Below are 19,037 nucleotides of genomic sequence, written 5' to 3' on the forward strand. Positions count from 1 at the left end.
TTCATCATGCAGGCGGCTTCGGAACCGGTCGACGCGGCGGACCTGTGCATCGAGAGCCGCGTCGACGTCTTCGCGTTGCACAACTGCGTGCGAGGCGCCTGCTGCGCAGTGATTGGCCTCCTGCAGGAGGTCGGCCATCTGCCTCCGGTTTGCACTCAGCCGCTGCGCGTCACTACAAAGACGAGCGCTATGCTCCACGAGGCGGCAAACAGCCTCGCGATTGAAAGGGCGAAGTCCAGCGTCGTGCGCCAGGGTGGCCACAAACTCGGCGTAGAGGTTCGTGTTCTTGGCGTCGCGCACCAGATCGCTCTCAAAATCCGCCGCAATCTTGAACAAGTCGGCAAAGTCGGGGTCCACAGCCTTGAGCAAGTAGTAGATCCGCCGCTCTCCAATCAGCACAACCTTGACGGCCAGCGGTACTGGTTCCGGTTCCAGCGGGACGGTCCCAACCAAGCCGTACGCCTGCCCGACGGACTCGATACGTACTTGGGAGGACCGCAATGCGCGCTTAAGTCCTTCCCAAGCGTATGGCTGGGATAACACCTTGAGCGCATCGAGCACGAGATAGCCGCCATTAGCCCGGTGCAGGGCGCCGGGCTTGATCAGCGTGAAGTTGGTCACCAAAGTGCCCAGCTGCGCGATCTGGTCAATGCGGCCCACAAGATTGGGGTGAATGGGGTTGTCCTCGAATACGACGGGTGCAGCGCTGGCTTCGGAATTCGCAACGAGTGAGTTCACCCTGTAGCGTGCCTGCGAGATGCTTCCGGTCATCACCAAGGTGGCGAGGCCATCATCGTTTTTCGGCTGCTCACGCAGTTGTTCGCCAACTTCAACGACGTCGCGCATGACCTCATCGAGGAAGGCGAGCACTTCAGCCAGGTCGTGATAGCGCTCCTTGAGTTCATCAATGAGATGTCCTGCTGCAATGCCCAGCGTGTCGCGACTGGCGTCCTTGATCTGTGCCTGTGCCTCGCGCCGCCAACGAGGTAGCTGCAGCATGAGTTGGGAAAGCCTTTCACCATACATTTCAATCAGTTTGCCTATACGCTCCTTGCGTTCGCCAGGAAGCTTGTCAAATTCCTCCGGCGACATGGCTTCTTCGTCTGCCTTGAGCGGTGCAAAGACGAAGCCTCGTGGGGTGCGAACCAAGGCGATGCCTTCCGCGGCAGCGCTCTTGCCAAGTCCTTGTAAGGCGGTTTCCTCCTTCTCCTTGTACACACCGTTGATTGCAGCAATGCGTGCTTGATATTCGTCACTGTCGAATGCCATTGGAATGGCTCGAGACAGCTCGGCAACAAATTGCTCCATATCGCGCGCGAGAAACCCGCCGCGGCCGGCCGGTACCTTGAGCAACCGAGGCTTGCTCGGTTCCGCAAAATTGTTGACATAGCACCAGTCACTCGGCGCAGATTCGCTAGCCGCCTTGGCATCCAGAAGCCGCCGGACGACGCTGTGGCGTCCGCTCCCTTGCTCCCCCAGAACAAACAGGTTGTAGCCCGGTTGCCGCACCGCGATGGCCAGTTCGATGGCTTCAACCGCGCGCTGCTGGCCGAGGACCTCAGTTGTGGCGCCAAGTGCGGCCGTGGTGTCAAATGCAAACTGCGAAGCGTCGCAGCGCGCATAAAGCTGCTCAGCCGTCAGCGGTTCAATGGTCGGCATAAATGGGTACCTATTCCTTTTTGCGTTCTTTTTTACGTACAGTTGGAACCGGTAAGGGAGGGTGTGTCGCCATTGCAGTGGAGCAGATTTTGCGCACGATCGCGACGACCTATTGCTCCTTGTCACTGGGAGCGTTGTTTGAATGGCACTTTCTAGTACCAACAGAAGGTAGCCAAAAATCATACGCAGCCCAGCCCCAGTCGCCTACTCTACGAGCAGCGCGATGGTTTGCCGCAAACGATCCGCCTGCTGCGCTTTGGTTTCGGGGGCAGGTCGGCGGGTTCACGGCCCAGCCGCGTCGGCTGACATCAATGGGGCAGCGCATCTTGCGGGTTTTGAAGCGGACACAGCCCTGGCGCGGCACTGCGCTCGGTTTGGCTCACGGTTCATGGTACGCCGCCAGGAAGCGTTTCGCGAGCAGGGTCCATGTCGATATGGTTGACCGTTCTTGTGCACAGCATCTCGGTACACCAATGCTGGTTTCGGCCTTTTCTGTGTAATTGACCGCGGTAACGCCTACCGCACCGCGTCAGACGTTACCACATCATGTTGCCAACCTTTGATCCCTGGCTTTCTGCTTACGTTGCCGCCGACGTGGCCTCATGCACGTACCTTCCGGCGCACCAATTGGCTGGCGTGCGCGGCCGAAGGTTGGCTTTGTTGCTCCGCGCGTCGGCGCAGAAGTCGCCCCTTTATCGGCGGATCCTTCGGGGTAAAGATCCGGAGGCCTGGCGCCTGGAAGATCTGCCAATTCTGAGCAGGGCTGAGCTCATGCACAGCTTTCAACAATGGGTTGGGGACGGGGAAATCCGCCTCGGGGCGCTGCGCCAATTTACCGCCGCGCGTGATCTCATCGCCGAGCCCTTCCTCGGGCGTTATACGGTTTGGGAGAGTTCGGGAAGCGGGGGCGGGGAACACGGGATCTTTGTTCAAGATGCAGCGGCGATGGCCGTGTACGACGCGCTGGAAGCCGTGCGGCGCATAGCTCTCCGACCGGGAATGCGGCTGGTCGACCCCTTTTACCTGGGAGAGCGTATTGTCTTCGTGGGTGCAACTTCAGGGCATTTCGCAAGCGCTGTATCGCTCGAGCGGATTCGTCGGCTCAACCCGCTTCTCGCGCCGCGTCTGCGTAGCGTGTCGATCTTGCAGGCGCTGGACAAGCAGATTGCAGAGTTGCATGCGCTCCAGCCAACTGTTGTGGCGACCTACCCAAGTGTTGCAGTGTTGTTGGCCGAGGAACATCATGCGGGGCGGCTAGGCATTGCGCCTCAGGAAATCTGGACTGGGGGCGAGACACTGACAGCGAACATGCGCGCCATGATTGAGAAGGCGTTCAAGTGTCCGGTGGTCAACAGTTACGGAGCGTCGGAATTTTTGACCCTTGCCTCACAATGTCGTTGCGGTGCTTTGCATCTCAATAGCGACTGGGCCATCCTTGAGTCCATCGATGAGGATGGTCGGCCTTTACCCACTGGAACTGCAGGTGCGTCGGTGCTGCTGACGAATCTGGCCAACCGCTTGCAACCGCTGATTCGCTACGACCTCACGGACAGCGTCACCTTGCACGCCGGTTCTTGTGCCTGCGGATCCAGTCTTCCCGTTATTGAAGTCCTGGGTCGTCGCGACGACATGTTGCGCCTTATTGGGGACAGCGATCAGTCCGTCAGAGTCGTGCCGCTAGCTCTGACCACGGTTCTAGAGGAGGAAGCCGGGTTGTTTGATTTCCAGATCGTCCAACAAGGGCCGCGTGACGTTGCGTTGTACAGCGGACTGCGTGGCAACACAGCGGCGGCAGCCTTAACGCGGGCGAAGGCGGCGCTCGGTGCGTATTTGAAGCGGCAAGGGGCGCATCACGTGCGCATCCATTGCTACGGCGGCGTGCCAGCCAAGCTAGGCACAAGCGGCAAGATTCGGCGCGTGATTGGCATGCACTGCAGCCCATGAAGCTGGGGGTTTGCGCGCGAAACGGGCTAAGGACGGCAGCGTGAGAAGCGCACAGTCATCGCGGTCGTTTTTGAACTGCCTGCCGCGAACGATGATGCTGGCTGGTCCGAGGAATCGTTGACGCGCGTGTTTCCGTCGGCGTCCGAATCGGGCAGGCATTTAGGCGAAGCAGCCGCAGCGACACCGGTTAGCCGAAGATTGGCTTGTATTTTCGCGCAAGCGGGAATGAGATTTGTGCGCTAAGTCAAAACAACAGGGGTGGAGTTGCGCCCACAATTAGCGAAAGGCAAATAGGAGGACCTGTCCCGATGCGGACACGTGGCAAGGAGCAAATGCGTGGCGCGCAGGCGATTCATGGATTCACATGGGGCCAGGGCAATGGGCCCACCCTGATGCATGGGCGACATCCATCCTTGCGGCTGCTCTGGCGAGCTTTTCAAGTCCATTTCTAGCATTTCCGATAGTGAGCAACGCGTTCAATTGATGGTGCCAGGGGCGTTGAAGAGAACGCCGACGGCGGTGCTCAGCGCCAGCCCTGCCCACGAAGCGTCGGGGGCTGCCTATGACAGTAAGCCGATTCGTAGCGAAGGAGAGATAAGCATGCAGATCGAACCAAGCATTACATTCCGCAACGTGCCTCGAAGCGAGGCTGTTGAGGCGAAGGCCATGGAGCGGGTCGGTCGTCTTGACAGACTCTTCCCCAATTTGACGAGTTGCCGTGTGATCATTGAGCAGCACAATCGGCATCAGCACCAAGGGCATCTTTTCCATGTTCGGATCGATGTCACGGCGCCGGGCCATGAACTCGTCGTTAACCGTGAGCCGAGTGAAAACCACGCCCACGAAGACGTGTATGTGGCCGTTCGCGATGCGTTCAACGCCATGGATCGGAAGGTGGAAGACCTTGCACGGCTGATGCGCGATGACGTGAAGCAGCACGAAGTGCCTCCGCATGGACAGGTTTCAGATCTCGTTCCTGAATCGGGTTACGGGCGGATTCTTGCGTCGGACGGACGATCCATCTACTTCCATCGAAACAGTGTGTGCGGGGAGCGTTTTGAAGACCTGCACTTAGGCAGCGAAGTCCGTTTCATCGAGGTCGCGGGCGAGGAAGGTCCGCAAGCAAGCGCAGTGCTGGTCGTTGGTAAACACCATTTGGTCGGCTAGCCTGCCTTTTGGGCGTCGTGTAGAGGCTGGGTGATCTTTGCTTGTGCGCCAGCTTTGGGCCCCATTCACCATGTTGACGTTGGGCATCGCTCAAAATGGTGATGGGATATCGAGACGGCAAAACCGACTCGATCAATGGCGCCCGATGCAGGACACGCCAGCATCGGGCGAGGCACGCCCTGAACACATGCCCGCGCATTCCCGTTCCGAGACCGTCCCGACGCGCCGCGTCATGCGGGCGAGGCCCGTCCGGGCCGGACGGGGACAAGCCGGCGGTTTTCGCGTGGCTGTCTGCTTTTGTCTGAATAAAATCACAGCATGCAAACTTTCTTCCGTTTCCGCTTTGAATCCGCCGCCGCACGGGTCCAAATCCTGCCGCACCGGATCGGCTGTCAATTGGCGCCGCAGGACCAGCAAGACGCGCAGTTAATCGGTGAGGGCACGGCCAGGCTACACGAGGGACTGTCTCTAATCCTTCGCAATGTTGCATCCGCCAAATCGGGGCTCAACGCCGCGATTCTGCGCAGTGCATTGGGTCTAGACCAAGGAATGCAGCACCGACAAGGCGCTACGCGCGGGCAAGCTGTGCCTGGCCGTGCCGGCGCAGTACATCTCGCAGGACTGTGCTGAGTGCGGCCACCTTCACCGGGACAACCGGCCCACGCGGCCGGTATTGGTCTGTCGGGCAACGTCCGACATCAACGTATCGCAGGTGATTGTGCAGCGCGGCGTGGATCGTGTCCTCTCGGATTCGTGCCGGGAGCGCGAATGCAAGCGCATGATGCACCTACGCCGAAACAGCGAGGGCAGGAGCGGTTCGAAGTCACGCCCACGGAGACCACCGTCAGTCGCGGCCGCGCAGACAGCCTCATACTCGATTCGGTGAACTGGGAAGCCCTCACGACCACGCCGTGCGTTGAACGGCAGGAGAGTTCATGATTCGCCCGCTTCCCTTAATTGTTTGGCTAATCTGTTTTGCCACCCCCGCCATTGCGGCTCGTCACGGTTCGGGCGGCGTGGCCCATCAAGGTCGTTATGCGGTTGTCTTCCCTGAGGCAGCAGCGCTGCCGAACCCACGAATCACGCCGGGCGCTTTGAACCCAGAGGTCACCCAGAGCAACTTGCGAGAGACGATTTGCAGGCCGGGCGGCTACACAAGATCCATTCGTCCGCCTGAGCGTTATACCGAGCGACTGAAGCGGCTACAGATCCGTCAATACGGTTACATTGATCTTCGCCTGCGCGACTATGAGGAAGATCACCTGATTTCGCTTGAATTGGGCGGATCACCCAGAAGTCGGCGAAATTTGTGGCCTGAGCCCCATCATGTCATCGGCGGTTGGGGTAGCTATGCGAAAGACAGATTAGAGAACAGACTTCATACCTTGGTGTGCCGCAGACAAATTGCGCTGGCAGTGGCGCAACGCGAGATTGCCACAGACTGGCGTGAATCCTACAAGCGCTATGTTGGGCCAGTCCCCACCGGTGGAAGATCACATAGGTACGGAGGCTGATCCGCTCGGTCTGCCGTTTTCTGCCGTCTGTCGATGTCCAGTCCGTACGCGTGTGCACAGGCCTCATGACCTGCTGCGTGACGCTCAGCACCCTTGCTGACATAGCTGCTGGCCGGACGGAAGATCTTCGCCAAGCTGTGCGCCTGTTCTGGGTCGGCGTTATCGCGGTTGATCGTCTTGGGATGCGTGCCTGCGACTTCTGGTGCTGTCAGGGGCCTTGTGCGCCGACCGAACGCGTGCATTCAATCGGGACGAACGCGAATGGCGCCAAACCGGAAATGTCTGCGGGTCATCAAGCGCGTTTGAGGCGCGCAGGTCGGCGCGATGTAATGGAGGCGGGGGTCGGAATCGAACCGGCATAGACGGCTTTGCAGGCCGCTGCATAACCACTCTGCCACCCCGCCAGGGTAGGCCGATGAACCCCGAAGCTCATGATCGTGGTTCATCGTTGCATACATCGAATACCAATCAGCGTTGCACGGACCAAGCCGTACACAGAATTTTCGCCGAAAAAAAAGGGAAGCGCTGACTTCCCTTGCGATTTGGTCTTTACCCTTTAACAGCCAAGGTAATGCTTTTGGCTGATCGCGCAAAAACCAGGAAAAATGGAGCGGGAAACGAGTCTCGAACTCGCGACCTCAACCTTGGCAAGGTTGCGCTCTACCAACTGAGCTATTCCCGCGAAACCGAAAATTATAAAGTAAAAATAGGGGCTGTCAACGGCCATCCAAAGCAGCCTTCGCGGATGACACCTCTTCCCTTGCCAGGTCGGCCCCAGTGAGCGACGGAGCGCAACATCCCTCGAGCAAGCGGGATCGCAGGAACATTCGCCAAAGCGCGCGTTCCCCCATGCATCCGAATTGACAAAGGGGCCCGATTCCCGAGTCTCTCAGCATGCAGTGCTCTCGCCACAATGCCAGCTCCGGGAGCGCGCACCGCTTTTCCCGCGATCTCTGCGATCCAGTGAGGCGCCGTACCGTTGTCGGTCAAAGCTGTCCAGCCAGCCCGCCAACGACTGCGTGCATGCCGGCGTCCACGTGCAAGATTTCTGCGGTGATGCCGCTGGCTAGATCCGACAGCAGGAAAGCGCTTGCATTGCCGACCTGTTCAATGGTCACGTTACGGCGCAGTGGGGTACTGGCTTCGTTGAATTTGAGCATTTTGCTGAAATCAGCGATGCCCGACGCCGCCAACGTTTTGATGGGCCCTGCGCTCACGCCGTTCACGCGCATGCCGCGTGGGCCAAGTGACTCGGCGAGGTAACGCACGGTGGCTTCCAGGGACGCTTTTGCAACACCCATGGTGTTGTAATTGGGCACTACGCGTTCGGCGCCGAGATAGGTCATGGTGATCAGCGACGGCATGCCACCTGCGGCCACGCTGGACTGCAGCATGGGCAATGCGGCCTTGGCCAAGGCAGGGAAAGAGTACGCAGAGATGTCATGCGCAATGCGAAATCCCTCGCGCGAGAGGCCGTCGATAAAGTCGCCTGCGATGGCTTCGCGCGGTGCGAAGCCGATCGAATGCACGAGTCCGTCGAGTTGGGGCCAGTGAAGCCCGAGACTGTAGAACAGCGATTCAATCTGCGCGTCGTCGCCAACGTCGCAGGGGAAAATGAGGGTGCTGCCAAACTCGGCCGCAAAGCTCTTGATGCGATCTTCGAATCGCTCGCCGACGTAAGTAAATGCGAGTTCCGCACCCTCATGATGGCAGGCCTTGGCGATGCCGTAGGCAATGGATCGGTTGGACAACAAACCGGTGATGAGGATGCGTTTGCCTGCGAGAAAGCCCATGGAGATGTCCTGTAGGTTTAGAGTCGATAAGAACCCGCGCCGGCCACTGGAACAGCAGGTATGGGTGTTGCCGGATTCCTGTCGCGCCGGCGATGCTGCAGAATTCTCGCATGGCCCACGCTCTCAGCCTTTCCCGTCGTAGCCTTTTGCAAGTACTGCCCCTTGGCCTGGTGCCTTGGTCCAGGAGCGCGCGCGCAGCGGATGGCTATGCGTTATATAGCGCGCCGAAATATCCGGCAGGTTTCAGCCACTTTGATTATGTCAATCCGCAAGCGCCAATTGGCGGCACCCTGTGGCTGACGCCGCCGTCGAGCGCCGGAAGCTTCGACAAGCTCAATCCATTTACTCTGCGGGGCACAGCTCCTCCGGGCCTTAGTAGTCTTGTATTTGAGTCGCTCATGACGCCGAGTTGGGATGAGCCCAACAGCATCTACGGACTGCTTGCCGAGGATATCGAGGTTGCAGCCGATGGGTTGTCGGTGCGCTTTCGCCTGCATCCCGCCGCAAGGTTTTCGACCGGCGATGCGGTAACCGCAGCGGACGTCTGCCACAGCTTCAATACCTTGACGGGATCCTCAGCCGCACCTGGCATCAAGGTGCAGTTCGGCGACGTCGCGCGCGTCGTGGCTGAGGGTGTGCAGCACGTGCGCTTTCTGTTTCGGCGCGCAAATCACGAGTTGCCCTTGATTGCCTCGGGCATGCCCGTTTTTTCACGTAAATGGGGAGCTGGCAAGACGTTCGATCAAGTGGTGAGTGACCCACCTGTTGCCTCTGGCCCCTATCGCATCGAACGTATGTCCCAGAATCGTGACATCATCTATGCGCGGCGCGATGACTATTGGGGCTGGATGCTGCCCACTAGACGTGGGCAATTCAATTTCGCTCGTGTCGGTTACAAGCTCTACCGCGATGACACGGCGCGCCTGGAGGCCTTCAAGGCTGGAGATTTCGACCTGATCCAGGAGTTCATCGCCAAGAACTGGGTGCGGCAGTACAGCGGTCCCAAGTTTCAAAGTGGGGAGCTCATCAAACGCGCGTTGGCCAACCACAACCCGGCCGGGTTCCAGGGCATGGTCATGAATCTGCGTCGCCCGCTGTTCCAGGACTGGCGGGTGCGCGAAGCATTGGCGCTTGCTCTGGACTTTCAGTGGCTCAACCGGATGCTGTTTTATGGTCAGTACGCGCGCATTCATGGCTATTTCGCCAATAGCCCATTCGAGGCCAAGGGCACACCGGAAGCCGACGAGCTAGCCCTCCTGGAGCCGCTGCGAGCACGATTGCGGCCCACCGTGTTTGGGCCGCTACCAACATTACCCAGCACAGACCACCCAGGCGGCCTGCGCACGAATCTGCTGGCGGCACGCAGCCTTCTTCGAGCCGCCGGCTGGCATTACCGTGATGGTGCTTTGCGAAATGCACGCGGTGAGGCTTTTGCGTTCGAATATCTTGACAGCCAAGGCTCGATGGCCCGGGTCATGGCACCATACGGGCAGGCGTTGGAAAAGCTCGGGATCAGCATGCGGTATCGGCAGGTGGACTTTGCCTTGTATCAGCGGCGTATGGACCGTTTTGAGTTTGACATGACCACGGTGCGCTATCTGGGGAGCCCCAGTCCCGGTAACGAGTTGCGCGACCGTTTTGGCTCGGCGGCAGCATCGGTAGAGGGAACAGACAACGTTTGGGGTCTGCGCAGCGCAGCCGTGGATGTTTTGATCGGCCATGTGGTGCGAGCGCAAACCTGGGCTCAACTGGTGGCTGCGTGCAGGGCGCTGGATCGAGTGCTGGTATGCGGGTGGTACTCCGTTCCGCAGTGGTATGCGGCGCAGCATCGTGTGGCATATCGCGCCAAGCGGTTCGGCATGCCCGATACGCTTCCCCTGTATTACGAGCCCGAGAGCTGGGCGATTGCCTGTTGGTGGGCCTCGGCGGCCCAGCTTCCAAACGCGGAGTCGCGCGCATGAACTTGAGCTGGTACATCGCCAAACGCCTGCTACTGATGGTGCCGACACTTCTGGGTGTGCTTCTGTTGACCTTCGCGGTTATTCAGTTCGTGCCGGGTGGCCCGGTGGAGCAAATGGTGGCGCAGCTGCGCGGCAAGGGGCCGGCCACCGAGGCGGCTGGGGGACTTGCCTATCGCGGACAGCAGGGCATTGATCCCAAGCAGCTCGAGGAGATCCGCAAACTCTACGGTTTCGATCAACCCCCAGCAAAGCGCTTCGTGCACATGGTCGGGCGATTTTTGCGCTTTGACCTCGGGCGCAGCTACTTCTACCACGAGAGCGTGTGGCAACTCATCGTGCAGCGCATGCCTGTGTCCATCACCCTTGGCCTGTGGAATTTCCTGCTCACCTATCTCATTTCCATTCCATTGGGTATCGCCAAGGCAGTGCGCAACGGTAGCCGCTTCGATTTTTCGACAAGTATTGCGGTTCTTGTGGGGTACGCCGTACCCGGGTTTGTGCTGGGCGTGGTGTTGCTTGTGCTGTTCGCAGGAGGCAGCTTCTGGCAGTGGTTTCCGCTGCGCGGGCTGACCTCTGATGGGTGGAGCACGCTATCACCTTGGCACAAGGTCACCGATTATTTTTGGCACATCACGCTTCCGGTGGCATCGATGGTCGCGGGCAGCTTTGCTGTCGTCACAATGCTGACCAAGAACGCATTTCTGGAAGAAATCGGCAAACAGTACGTCCTGACTGCTCGCGCCAAAGGCGCAAGCGAAAGCCGTGTGCTCTGGCGCCACGTGTTGCGCAATGCGCTCATACCGATTGTCACTGGCTTCCCCTCTGCGTTCATCGGTGCGTTTTTCGCGGGGTCCTTGTTGATTGAGACACTTTTTTCGCTACCCGGGTTGGGACTTCTATCGTATGAATCTGTCATGCGACGCGACTATCCGGTGGTCATGGGCACGCTTTATCTATTCACGCTTATTGGCCTGATGACCAAACTCATTTCCGACTTGTGCTATGTGTGGGTGGATCCTCGAGTGCAATTCGAGAGCCTGCAATGAGCGCGGCACTCGCCTTGGTGTCGCCCCCAGGCGGCACGCCGGTTGTAGCGGTGTCGCCGTGGCGACTGACTTGGCGCCGTTTCAAGGCGCAACGCCTAGGGTACTGGAGCCTTTGGGTGTTCGGTGTGTTGTTTGGTCTGAGCCTGCTCGCTCCCGTCTTGTGCAACGACAGGCCACTTTTGGTGCGGTACGGGGGACATTGGTATCTACCGCTTTTTCACGATTACCCAGAAATCACCTTCGGCGGCGATTTCCACACTCCAACAGATTATTTGGACCCCCTGATCCGCGCGAGGCTCTCGGAAAATGGCAATTTCGCCGTTTTTCCCCCGTGCCTTATCGATATGACACCATCAACTACTACGCCACGCAGCCCAATCCTGCTCCGCCGTCGGCCGAGAATTGGTTGGGCACCGACGACAGGGGCCGCGACGTCCTGGCTCGCCTGGTCTACGGTTTCCGCGTCTCGGTTTTGTTTGCCCTCGCGCTGACGATCACTGGCACCTTATTGGGCGTTCTCATGGGAGCGCTGCAGGGTTATTTCGCGGGATGGCTGGACTTGACGATGCAGCGCTTCATGGAGGTATGGGGCGCAATGCCAGAGTTGTATCTGCTCATCATCTTCTCTTCGATCTTCTCGCCCAGCTTTGCGATGCTTCTCGTACTGCTTTCGTTGTTTGGCTGGATGGGGTTGACGGACTATGTGCGCGCGGAGTTTTTGCGCAACCGACAGATGGACTATGTGCGTGCAGCGCGCGCGCTCGGCGCGGGTCATTGGCAAATTATCTGGCGCCATATCCTTCCAAACAGTATGACCCCGGTGATCACCTTCCTGCCATTTCGTATGAGTGGAGCGATCCTTGCGCTCACCAGTCTGGATTTCTTGGGCCTTGGCGTACCACCGCCTACGCCCAGTCTGGGCGAGATGCTTGCGCAGGCAAAGGCGAATCTGGATGCGTGGTGGATCTCAATTTCAGTGTTCGTCGCCCTCGTGCTTACGCTATTGCTTTTGACTTTCATTGGCGAAGCCTTGCGCAGCGCGGTCGATCCTCGCCATGACGCGCGCTGAGCGAGACGCCCCCAGCGGCGGGCTCCAGCCCGTGCACCAGCCGCCGCTGCTGCGCGTGCAAAACCTGCACGTGGCTTTTGGCACGAAAGAGGCGGTCAGCAACCTGTCGTTCGACTTGTTTCCGGGGGAAAAGTATGCATTGGTGGGGGAGTCAGGATCCGGCAAGACGATCACCGCACTGTCCATTCTGGGCTTGCTGAGCAACGCGCACAGTAGCGGGCACATTTTGTTCGATGGTCGCGACCTGATGGCGTTGCCCGAGCGGGAAATGCGCGATGTGCGTGGGCGCGACATCGCCATGATTTTCCAGGAACCAATGAGCGCGCTAAACCCGTTGCAACCGATCGGCAGACAAATCGCCGAGTCGCTGGAGTTGCACGAGGGGCTCTCGCGCAAGGCGGCATGGACGGGCGCCGTGGAGTTGCTTGCGCGCATGGAGATTGGGGAGCCTGCTCGACGCGCGAATAGCTTTCCCTATCAACTCTCTGGTGGTCAACGCCAACGGGCGATGATTGCGATGGCCGTGGCTTGCAAACCCCGCCTGCTGCTGGCCGACGAGCCAACCACGGCGTTGGACATGGGCGTTCGTGCCCAAATCCTGGCTTTGCTTGGCGAACTCCAGCGGGAGTACGGATTGGCCGTGATGCTGATTACGCACGATCTGCATCTGGTGCGAGGCTTTGCTCAGCGCATCGGTGTCATGCGAAGGGGGCAGTTGGTGGAGCAGGGGGCAATGGGCGCGGTATTTGCTCAACCCCGCCACCCTTACACGCAGACGTTGCTGGCAAGCCTGCCCCACCGCAATGTTCGGCCGCTCGCCGCGGATGCCCCGATAGTCCTGCGGGCGCAGAGCCTGCGCGTCCAATTCCCCGCAGGCGGCGGCTGGTTGCATCGGCGCCATCACACTGTCGTGCGCGATGTATCGCTGGATTTGCGAGCAGGCGAAACGCTGGGATTGGTGGGTCAATCGGGCAGCGGCAAGACCACGCTGGCCATGGCCCTTCTGGGCCTGCAAGCGATCACTGGCGGTGAGGTTCGGCTGGGGGGTGTGAAGCTTTCGACGTTGAACGCCCGCGGATGGCGTCAGGCACGACGCAAGATCCAAGTTGTGTTTCAGGATCCCTTCTCGTCGCTGTCGCCGCGCCGCACCATCGAGCAGATTGTCGGTGAAGGACTCATGATTCATGCTCCTGGGCTGTCGGCGGAGGAGCGTCGCACGAAAGTGGTCGAATCCCTGTCCACTATGCAATTGGAAGCGGGCGTGCTTCCCCGGTTTCCCCATGAGTTCTCGGGGGGGCAGCGCCAGCGCATTGCGCTGGCGCGCGCGCTCATTGTCGAGCCTGCCGTGCTCATTTTGGACGAGCCCACCAGCGCCCTGGACATCTCGGTGCAGCACCAGATCCTGCAGCTGCTCACTGGATTGCAGGAGCAACGAGGCTTGGCATATCTGTTCATCACCCATGATTTGGCAGTGATCGCGGCGATGGCTCACCGCATTGCGGTCATGCATGAGGGCCAAGTGCTGGAGATGGGCGAAGCGAAGCAACTATTGCATGAACCTCAGCACCCGTACACGAGGCAGCTTGTCAATGCCGCTGCACTTGTGTTTGATGGCAACGATGTCTAGCCAAGTGGGCGAAGGACTCTGTTTTCCGGAACAAGCGCGTGCTTGGGTCGGTTTGACTTGCTATGGCGGAGGATTTCCCCTAGAATTCATAGGCTGTTATCCCGTCGATTGTGATGATCGACGCGTGAATTGAGGCAGGGTTGACCAAAAAAGGGCGACACCAATCGCCCTTTTTTTTTGTCGGTATTCGTTCGCTGTGTAGATGCACAAGGCGCGTCGGCAAAGCGCTGATGGAGCAGTAGGTTCCGTAAAAGTGGGGTCTCGGGGTGTTGGGTTTGGGGCAGGGCGGCAGTGGCATGCATCAGTCATCGGTGATCGAGGCAACCATCGGAGGGATGGGGTACGCGTTCGTCGAGGCCATCTGGGCTTCGGGTGGCCTGCTGCGCGTGACGATCGATCGCACCGACGGCAAGTTCATCACGGTGGACGATTGCGAGCGGGTCACGCGGCAGTTGCAATACGCGTTGGAAGTTGAGGGCATCGACTACAAGCGGCTTGAGGTGTCCTCTCCAGGTCTAGACCGATTGCTTCGCCTGCCCGAAGACTTTATACGGTTCGCGGGCCAAACTGTCGATGTGCGACTGCTCATGCCTTTCCAGGGCCGCAAGAAATATCGTGGCGTGCTTCAGGCGCCCGAAATCGGCCATAAGGGCGAGGTGCCGAGTTACGTCATCGTCTGGGATGACAAGCTGTTGGCGGATATGGCTTCCGCAGTTCCGGGAGCCAAAAAGGCAAAGAGCGTTAAAGCCGGCGGGGTCAAAACGGCCAAGGCGGTTGTTGAGAATTCCGTCACCGGTGCAGCCGGCGGTGGAGTGCATGAATTGCGTTTTTCCTTGGCCGAGGTGCGTGAAGTCCGCCTCGTGCCCGTGCTTGACTTTAGGGGTCGAAAATCATGAACCGCGAGCTGCTGATGCTGGTCGATGCACTGGCGCACGAGAAGAATGTGGACAAGGATGTGGTGTTCGGCGCAGTGGAGGCCGCGCTGGCATCCGCCACCAAGAAGCGCTACACAGGCGAGGTGGACATTCGCGTGGCCATTGATCGCAACACGGGCGCCTACGAAACGTTTCGTCGTTGGTTGGTCGTGCCCGACGAGGCTGGTCTTCAGCAACCAGACGCGGAAATCCTGCAATTCGAGGCCGTTGAACAGATTCCCGATATTGAGGTGGGAGACTACATCGAAGAGCCGGTGGAAAGCGTAGAGTTCGGGCGCATCGGCGCGCAGGCGGCCAAGCAAGTCATCCTGCAGAAAATCCGTGATGCCGAGCGTGAGCAGATTTTGAATGATTTTCTCGAGCGTAATGACAAGATTTTTGTCGGCACGGTCAAGCGTATGGATAAGGGCGACGCCATTGTCGAGTCTGGCAAGGTGGACGCGCGGTTGCGCCGCGGCGACATGATCCAGAAGGAAAATGTCCGGGTTGGTGATCGTGTGCGCGCTGTCATCGCGAAAATTGATCGTCAAGCGCGCGGACCACAGATTGAGCTTTCGCGCACTTCGCCCGAGTTCATGAAGGAGCTGTTCCGCTTGGAAGTGCCTGAGATGGAGCAAGGTTTGCTGGAGATCAAGTCCTGTGCCCGCGACCCGGGCGTGCGGGCAAAGATCGCCGTGCTCTCGCACGATCGCCGCATCGACCCCATTGGCACCTGCATCGGCGTGCGCGGCTCGCGGGTAAATGCTGTGAGCAATGAACTCGGTGGTGAGCGCGTGGATATCGTGCTGTGGTCGGAAGATCCTGCGCAATTTGTAATCGGCGCGCTGGCACCGGCGAATGTGCAGTCGATCGTCGTCGACGAGGAAAAACATGCGATGGAGGTTGCGGTTGACGAGGAAAACCTCGCGCTGGCGATCGGCAGGGCTGGACAGAACGTGCGATTGGCTTCGGAGCTTACTGGTTGGGCGATCAACCTCATGTCGGCAGAAGAATCTCAAAACCGGCAAAATGCGGAAACCGAGGCGATGCGTGAGTTGTTCCGCACGAAGCTCGACGTAGATCAGGAAGTTGCCGACATTCTCATCCAGGAAGGGTTTACCAGTCTTGAGGAGGTGGCCTATGTGCCGCTAACCGAGATGCTGGAAATCGAGTCGTTCGACGAGGATACGGTGAATGAGTTGCGTAAGCGCGCCCGCGATGCCTTGTTGACCCAGGAGATCGCCCGCGAGCAAAAACTCGAGGAAGTCTCTCAGGATCTCAAGACCCTCGAGGGTCTGTCGACAGAGCATATCGCGAAGCTGGCTGACGCAGGCATTAACACCCGTGACGACCTGGCCGATTTGGCCGTGGACGAACTCACGGCCATTACAGGGGCCGACGAGGCCCAAGCCAGCGCGCTCATTCTCAAGGCTCGCGAACATTGGTTCAACGCCTGAGAGCCGAGGAGCAAGGAACCACCCATGGCACAAACAACCGTCGCGCAACTCGCCACCGAACTGCACATCCCCGCCGCTCAGCTGCTGGAGCAACTGGCTGCTGCCAGCGTGCACAAGCAAACGCCCGACGATCCCATCAGCGAAGCCGACAAGGCGCGCCTGCTTGATCACCTGCGCATTGCGCATGGGGTCGCCGGCGCGGAGCGCAAGAAGATCACGCTCACGCGAAAGCAAACCACGGAGATCAAGCAGGCCGATTCCACCGGCAAGGCGCGCACCATTCAGGTAGAGGTGCGCAAGAAGCGCGTGTTCGTCAAGCGCGATGAGGCGGCTCCCGTCGAAGCTCCGGCACCTGTCGCGGCACCGGTCGTTGACGAGGCCGAGTTGCGGCGCCGAGAAGAAGAAGCCAAGCGCCAATCAGAATTGCTGGCTCGCCAAGCCGAGGAGATCAGCAGGCGCCAGCGCGAGGAGGAAGAAGCCGCTCGCGCTCGGGAAGCAGAGCTTGAGCGCATCGAGCAAGAGCGCAGACTGCAGGCAGAGGCGCGGGTCAAAGCAGCCCAAGAGGCGCAAGCGGCCCAGCAGCCAACGGCCGAAGCCGAGGACAGCACCCGCAAGGCGGAAGAAAAGGAAGCTGCCGAGCGAGCCACGGCGCAGACCGATGCCGAAGCGAAGCGAGCGAGCGATGCGGCCGCGGCAGCAACGCGTGCAGCGGAGCTGGCGTCGGTGCAGTCGCGGCGCAACGCCGCGGAAAAGGAGGCGGCGGCTATTCGTGACATGCTGTTGCGTCCGCGCACGGTGCTGCACGCGCCCAAGCCGGAAGCGCCAAAGCCTGTGGAGGCGGCAATCAAGGGCACGATCCACAAGCCGGCTGCTGGCGCTGCCAAGCCGGCGGGTGCCGCTGCCGTTGCCGCTGCAGGCGATTCAAAGGCCAAGAAACAGGTCAAGTCCGAACAACTGTCGTCATCGTGGGCCGACGAAGCAGCCAAGCGACGTGCCATCAAGACGCGTGGCGACACCAGCGGCGGCACGGCGGCATGGCGTGGCGCAAAAGGCGGCTCGAGACGGGATGCGCGCGAGAAAGAACAACCGCGCTTTGTGGCCCCTGCGGAACCCCAGGTGCGTGAGGTACACGTTCCGGAGACGATTACGGTTGGGGATCTGGCGCACAAGATGGCCGTGAAGGCCTCCGAGGTCATCAAGATTCTGATGAAACTCGGTCAGATGGTGACGATTAACCAGGTCCTGGATCAGGAAACAGCGATGATCATCGTGCAGGAAATGGGCCATACTGCCATTGCCGCCAAGCTCGACGATCCCGAGACGTTCCTTGAAGAGGAAGATCAGGTTCCCCATGAGATCGAGTTGCTGCCCCGCGCTCCGGTGGTGACCGTCATGGGGCACGTCGACCATGGCAAGACTTCGCTGCTTGACTATATTCGCCGCGCCAAAGTCGCGGCAGGTGAAGCTGGGGGTATTACGCAGCACATCGGCGCCTATCACGTGACGACCCCGCGGGGCATGATCACATTCCTTGATACTCCGGGTCACGAGGCGTTCACTGCAATGCGAGCGCGTGGAGCAAAGGCCACCGACATTGTCATTTTGGTCGTGGCAGCTGACGACGGTGTGATGCCGCAGACCAAAGAGGCGATTGCTCACGCGAAGGCCGCAGGTGTGCCGATCGTTGTGGCCATTAACAAGATCGACAAACCCGAAGCCAACCCGGAACGGGTGAAGCAGGAATTGGTCGCCGAGCAAGTCGTTCCTGAAGAGTACGGGGGGGACTCTCCCTTTGTTCCGGTGTCGGCAAAAACTGGCCAAGGGATTGATGAACTGCTCGAAAATGTGCTGCTCCAGGCTGAGGTGCTTGAGCTTAGAGCGCCGGTCGAGGCTCCCGCCAAGGGGTTGGTGATCGAGGCGCAGTTGGACAAGGGCAGGGGGCCAGTGGCTACGGTGTTGGTACTGTCGGGGACGCTCAAGCGCGGCGATGCCGTTCTTGCAGGCTCCAGCTACGGCCGTGTGCGCGCCATGTTGGACGAGACCGGCCGTCCCGTTCAAAGCGCGGGCCCCTCAATACCAGTAGAGATCCAAGGTCTGAGTGAAGTGCCAACGGCGGGCGAGGAGATCATCGTGCTCGGGGACGAGCGCAAGGCGCGCGAGATCGCGTTGTTCCGCCAAGGCAAGTTCCGCGATGTCAAGCTGGCAAAGCAGCAAGCTGCAAAGCTTGAGAACATGTTCGATCAGATGGCAGAGGGCTCGAAGACGCTCAATCTCATCATCAAGTCTGATGTGCAAGGTTCGCAAGAGGCATTGGTACATGCTCTCACCAAGCTGTCCACGGAAGAAATCAAGGTTCAGGTTGTGCATGCGGCAGTCGGCGGGATTACCGAGAGCGACGTCAATCTGGCCATCGCTTCGCAGGCCGTGATCATTGGGTTTAACACCCGTGCCGACGCAGGTTCGCGCAAATTGGCCGAGCAAAACGGTATTGATATCCGCTACTACAACATCATCTACGAAGCGGTAGACGAGATCAAAGCGGCCATGTCAGGCATGCTCACACCGGAAAAGCGCGAGGAGGTGCTGGGTTTGGTCGAAGTGCGCCAAGTCTTCCGCATTACCAAGGTTGGAACTGTGGCAGGTTGCCGCGTGCAGTCCGGGGTTGTGCGTCGTTCGGCACAGGTGCGCGTGTTGCGCAATAACGTAGTCATTCACACTGGCGAACTCGATTCGCTCAAGCGTTTCAAGGACGACGTGCGCGAGGTTCAGGAAGGCTTCGAGTGTGGCCTATCGTTGAAGAACTTCCAGGACTTGGAAGAAGGTGATCAACTCGAGGTATTCGAGGTCAAAGAAGTCGCGCGCACGCTTTGATGCTATATACGAGGT

Annotated in this window: 10 protein-coding genes, 2 tRNA genes and 2 pseudogenes; 10 read left to right on the top strand and 4 right to left on the bottom strand. The window is 59.5% G+C overall.

All coding sequences use genetic code 11. The annotated features are described in order from the left end of the window. Positions 1-45: 45 nt before the first annotated feature. Positions 46-1,842: pseudogene (locus CD04_RS0102405) on the bottom strand (AAA family ATPase); the annotation flags it as partial. A 588-nt stretch (positions 1,843-2,430) separates the two neighbouring features. On the opposite strand from CD04_RS0102405, the gene CD04_RS0102410 reads away from it, so the two are divergent. From CD04_RS0102410 to CD04_RS22915, 3 genes are all read left to right on the top strand, one after another. Next, positions 2,431-3,603: a phenylacetate--CoA ligase family protein gene (locus CD04_RS0102410; protein WP_197032997.1), complete on the top strand. Its 1,173-nt coding sequence runs from the start codon at positions 2,431-2,433 to the stop codon at positions 3,601-3,603. 396 nt (positions 3,604-3,999) lie between these two features. After that, the gene (locus CD04_RS0102420; protein ID WP_197032998.1) at positions 4,000-4,770 is read left to right on the top strand and encodes an HPF/RaiA family ribosome-associated protein; all 771 of its coding nucleotides are present in this window, start codon (positions 4,000-4,002) and stop codon (positions 4,768-4,770) included. A 935-nt stretch (positions 4,771-5,705) separates the two neighbouring features. Beyond that, entirely contained in the window at positions 5,706-6,284 is a 579-nt protein-coding gene (locus tag CD04_RS22915) for a hypothetical protein (RefSeq protein ID WP_081857758.1), read from the top strand. Between the two features lie 330 nt (positions 6,285-6,614). On the opposite strand, the gene CD04_RS0102430 is transcribed toward CD04_RS22915, so the two are convergent. The 3 genes from CD04_RS0102430 to fabI all read right to left on the bottom strand — a co-directional run bounded on the left by CD04_RS0102430 (position 6,615) and on the right by fabI (position 8,077). After that, positions 6,615-6,688, bottom strand: a tRNA-Cys gene (locus CD04_RS0102430). A gap of 202 nt (positions 6,689-6,890) precedes the next feature. Next, a tRNA-Gly gene (locus tag CD04_RS0102435) sits at positions 6,891-6,966 on the bottom strand. Between the two features lie 304 nt (positions 6,967-7,270). Beyond that, on the bottom strand, positions 7,271-8,077 hold the full coding sequence (gene fabI / locus CD04_RS0102440; protein WP_031404222.1) for an enoyl-ACP reductase FabI: 807 nt from the start codon (positions 8,075-8,077) through the stop codon (positions 7,271-7,273). A 110-nt stretch (positions 8,078-8,187) separates the two neighbouring features. Between fabI and CD04_RS0102445 the strand changes: the two genes are divergently transcribed. From CD04_RS0102445 to infB, 7 genes and pseudogenes are all read left to right on the top strand, one after another. Beyond that, positions 8,188-10,038, top strand: coding sequence for an extracellular solute-binding protein (locus CD04_RS0102445; protein WP_031404223.1), 1,851 nt, complete (start codon positions 8,188-8,190; stop codon positions 10,036-10,038). Continuing rightward, positions 10,035-11,084, top strand: a complete 1,050-nt coding sequence (locus CD04_RS0102450) for a microcin C ABC transporter permease YejB (RefSeq protein WP_031404224.1) — start codon at positions 10,035-10,037, stop codon at positions 11,082-11,084. Before CD04_RS0102445 ends, CD04_RS0102450 begins: the two co-directional genes overlap by 4 nt. Next, positions 11,081-12,153: pseudogene (locus CD04_RS21285) on the top strand (ABC transporter permease). The gene CD04_RS0102450 and the pseudogene CD04_RS21285 overlap by 4 nt, the downstream one beginning before the upstream one ends. Next, on the top strand, positions 12,140-13,780 hold the full coding sequence (locus CD04_RS0102460) for an ABC transporter ATP-binding protein (RefSeq protein WP_031404225.1): 1,641 nt from the start codon (positions 12,140-12,142) through the stop codon (positions 13,778-13,780). Before CD04_RS21285 ends, CD04_RS0102460 begins: the two are co-directional and overlap by 14 nt. Positions 13,781-14,076: 296 nt before the next feature. Then, positions 14,077-14,676 carry a ribosome maturation factor gene (locus CD04_RS0102465; protein WP_031404226.1) on the top strand — a complete coding sequence of 200 codons (600 nt, stop codon included), beginning with the start codon at positions 14,077-14,079 and terminating at the stop codon, positions 14,674-14,676. Beyond that, complete coding sequence (nusA, locus tag CD04_RS0102470) at positions 14,673-16,151, top strand: transcription termination factor NusA (protein ID WP_031404227.1); 1,479 nt, start codon at positions 14,673-14,675, stop codon at positions 16,149-16,151. Before CD04_RS0102465 ends, nusA begins: the two co-directional genes overlap by 4 nt. Positions 16,152-16,175: 24 nt before the next feature. After that, positions 16,176-19,022, top strand: a complete 2,847-nt coding sequence (infB, locus tag CD04_RS0102475) for a translation initiation factor IF-2 (RefSeq protein ID WP_031404228.1) — start codon at positions 16,176-16,178, stop codon at positions 19,020-19,022. Positions 19,023-19,037: the final 15 nt, after the last annotated feature.

The organism is Thiomonas sp. FB-Cd, from assembly GCF_000733775.1.
Taxonomy (GTDB): Bacteria; Pseudomonadota; Gammaproteobacteria; order Burkholderiales; family Burkholderiaceae_C; genus Thiomonas_A.

Coding starts and splice junctions, on each gene's coding strand:
- CD04_RS0102410 (WP_197032997.1), top strand. CDS start 2,431: ATGCACAGCTTTCAACAATGGGTTGGGGACGGGGAAATCCGCCTCGGG.
- CD04_RS0102420 (WP_197032998.1), top strand. CDS start 4,000: ATGGGCGACATCCATCCTTGCGGCTGCTCTGGCGAGCTTTTCAAGTCC.
- CD04_RS22915 (WP_081857758.1), top strand. CDS start 5,706: ATGATTCGCCCGCTTCCCTTAATTGTTTGGCTAATCTGTTTTGCCACC.
- fabI (WP_031404222.1), bottom strand. CDS start 8,077: ATGGGCTTTCTCGCAGGCAAACGCATCCTCATCACCGGTTTGTTGTCC.
- CD04_RS0102445 (WP_031404223.1), top strand. CDS start 8,188: ATGGCCCACGCTCTCAGCCTTTCCCGTCGTAGCCTTTTGCAAGTACTG.
- CD04_RS0102450 (WP_031404224.1), top strand. CDS start 10,035: ATGAACTTGAGCTGGTACATCGCCAAACGCCTGCTACTGATGGTGCCG.
- CD04_RS0102460 (WP_031404225.1), top strand. CDS start 12,140: ATGACGCGCGCTGAGCGAGACGCCCCCAGCGGCGGGCTCCAGCCCGTG.
- CD04_RS0102465 (WP_031404226.1), top strand. CDS start 14,077: ATGCATCAGTCATCGGTGATCGAGGCAACCATCGGAGGGATGGGGTAC.
- nusA (WP_031404227.1), top strand. CDS start 14,673: ATGAACCGCGAGCTGCTGATGCTGGTCGATGCACTGGCGCACGAGAAG.
- infB (WP_031404228.1), top strand. CDS start 16,176: ATGGCACAAACAACCGTCGCGCAACTCGCCACCGAACTGCACATCCCC.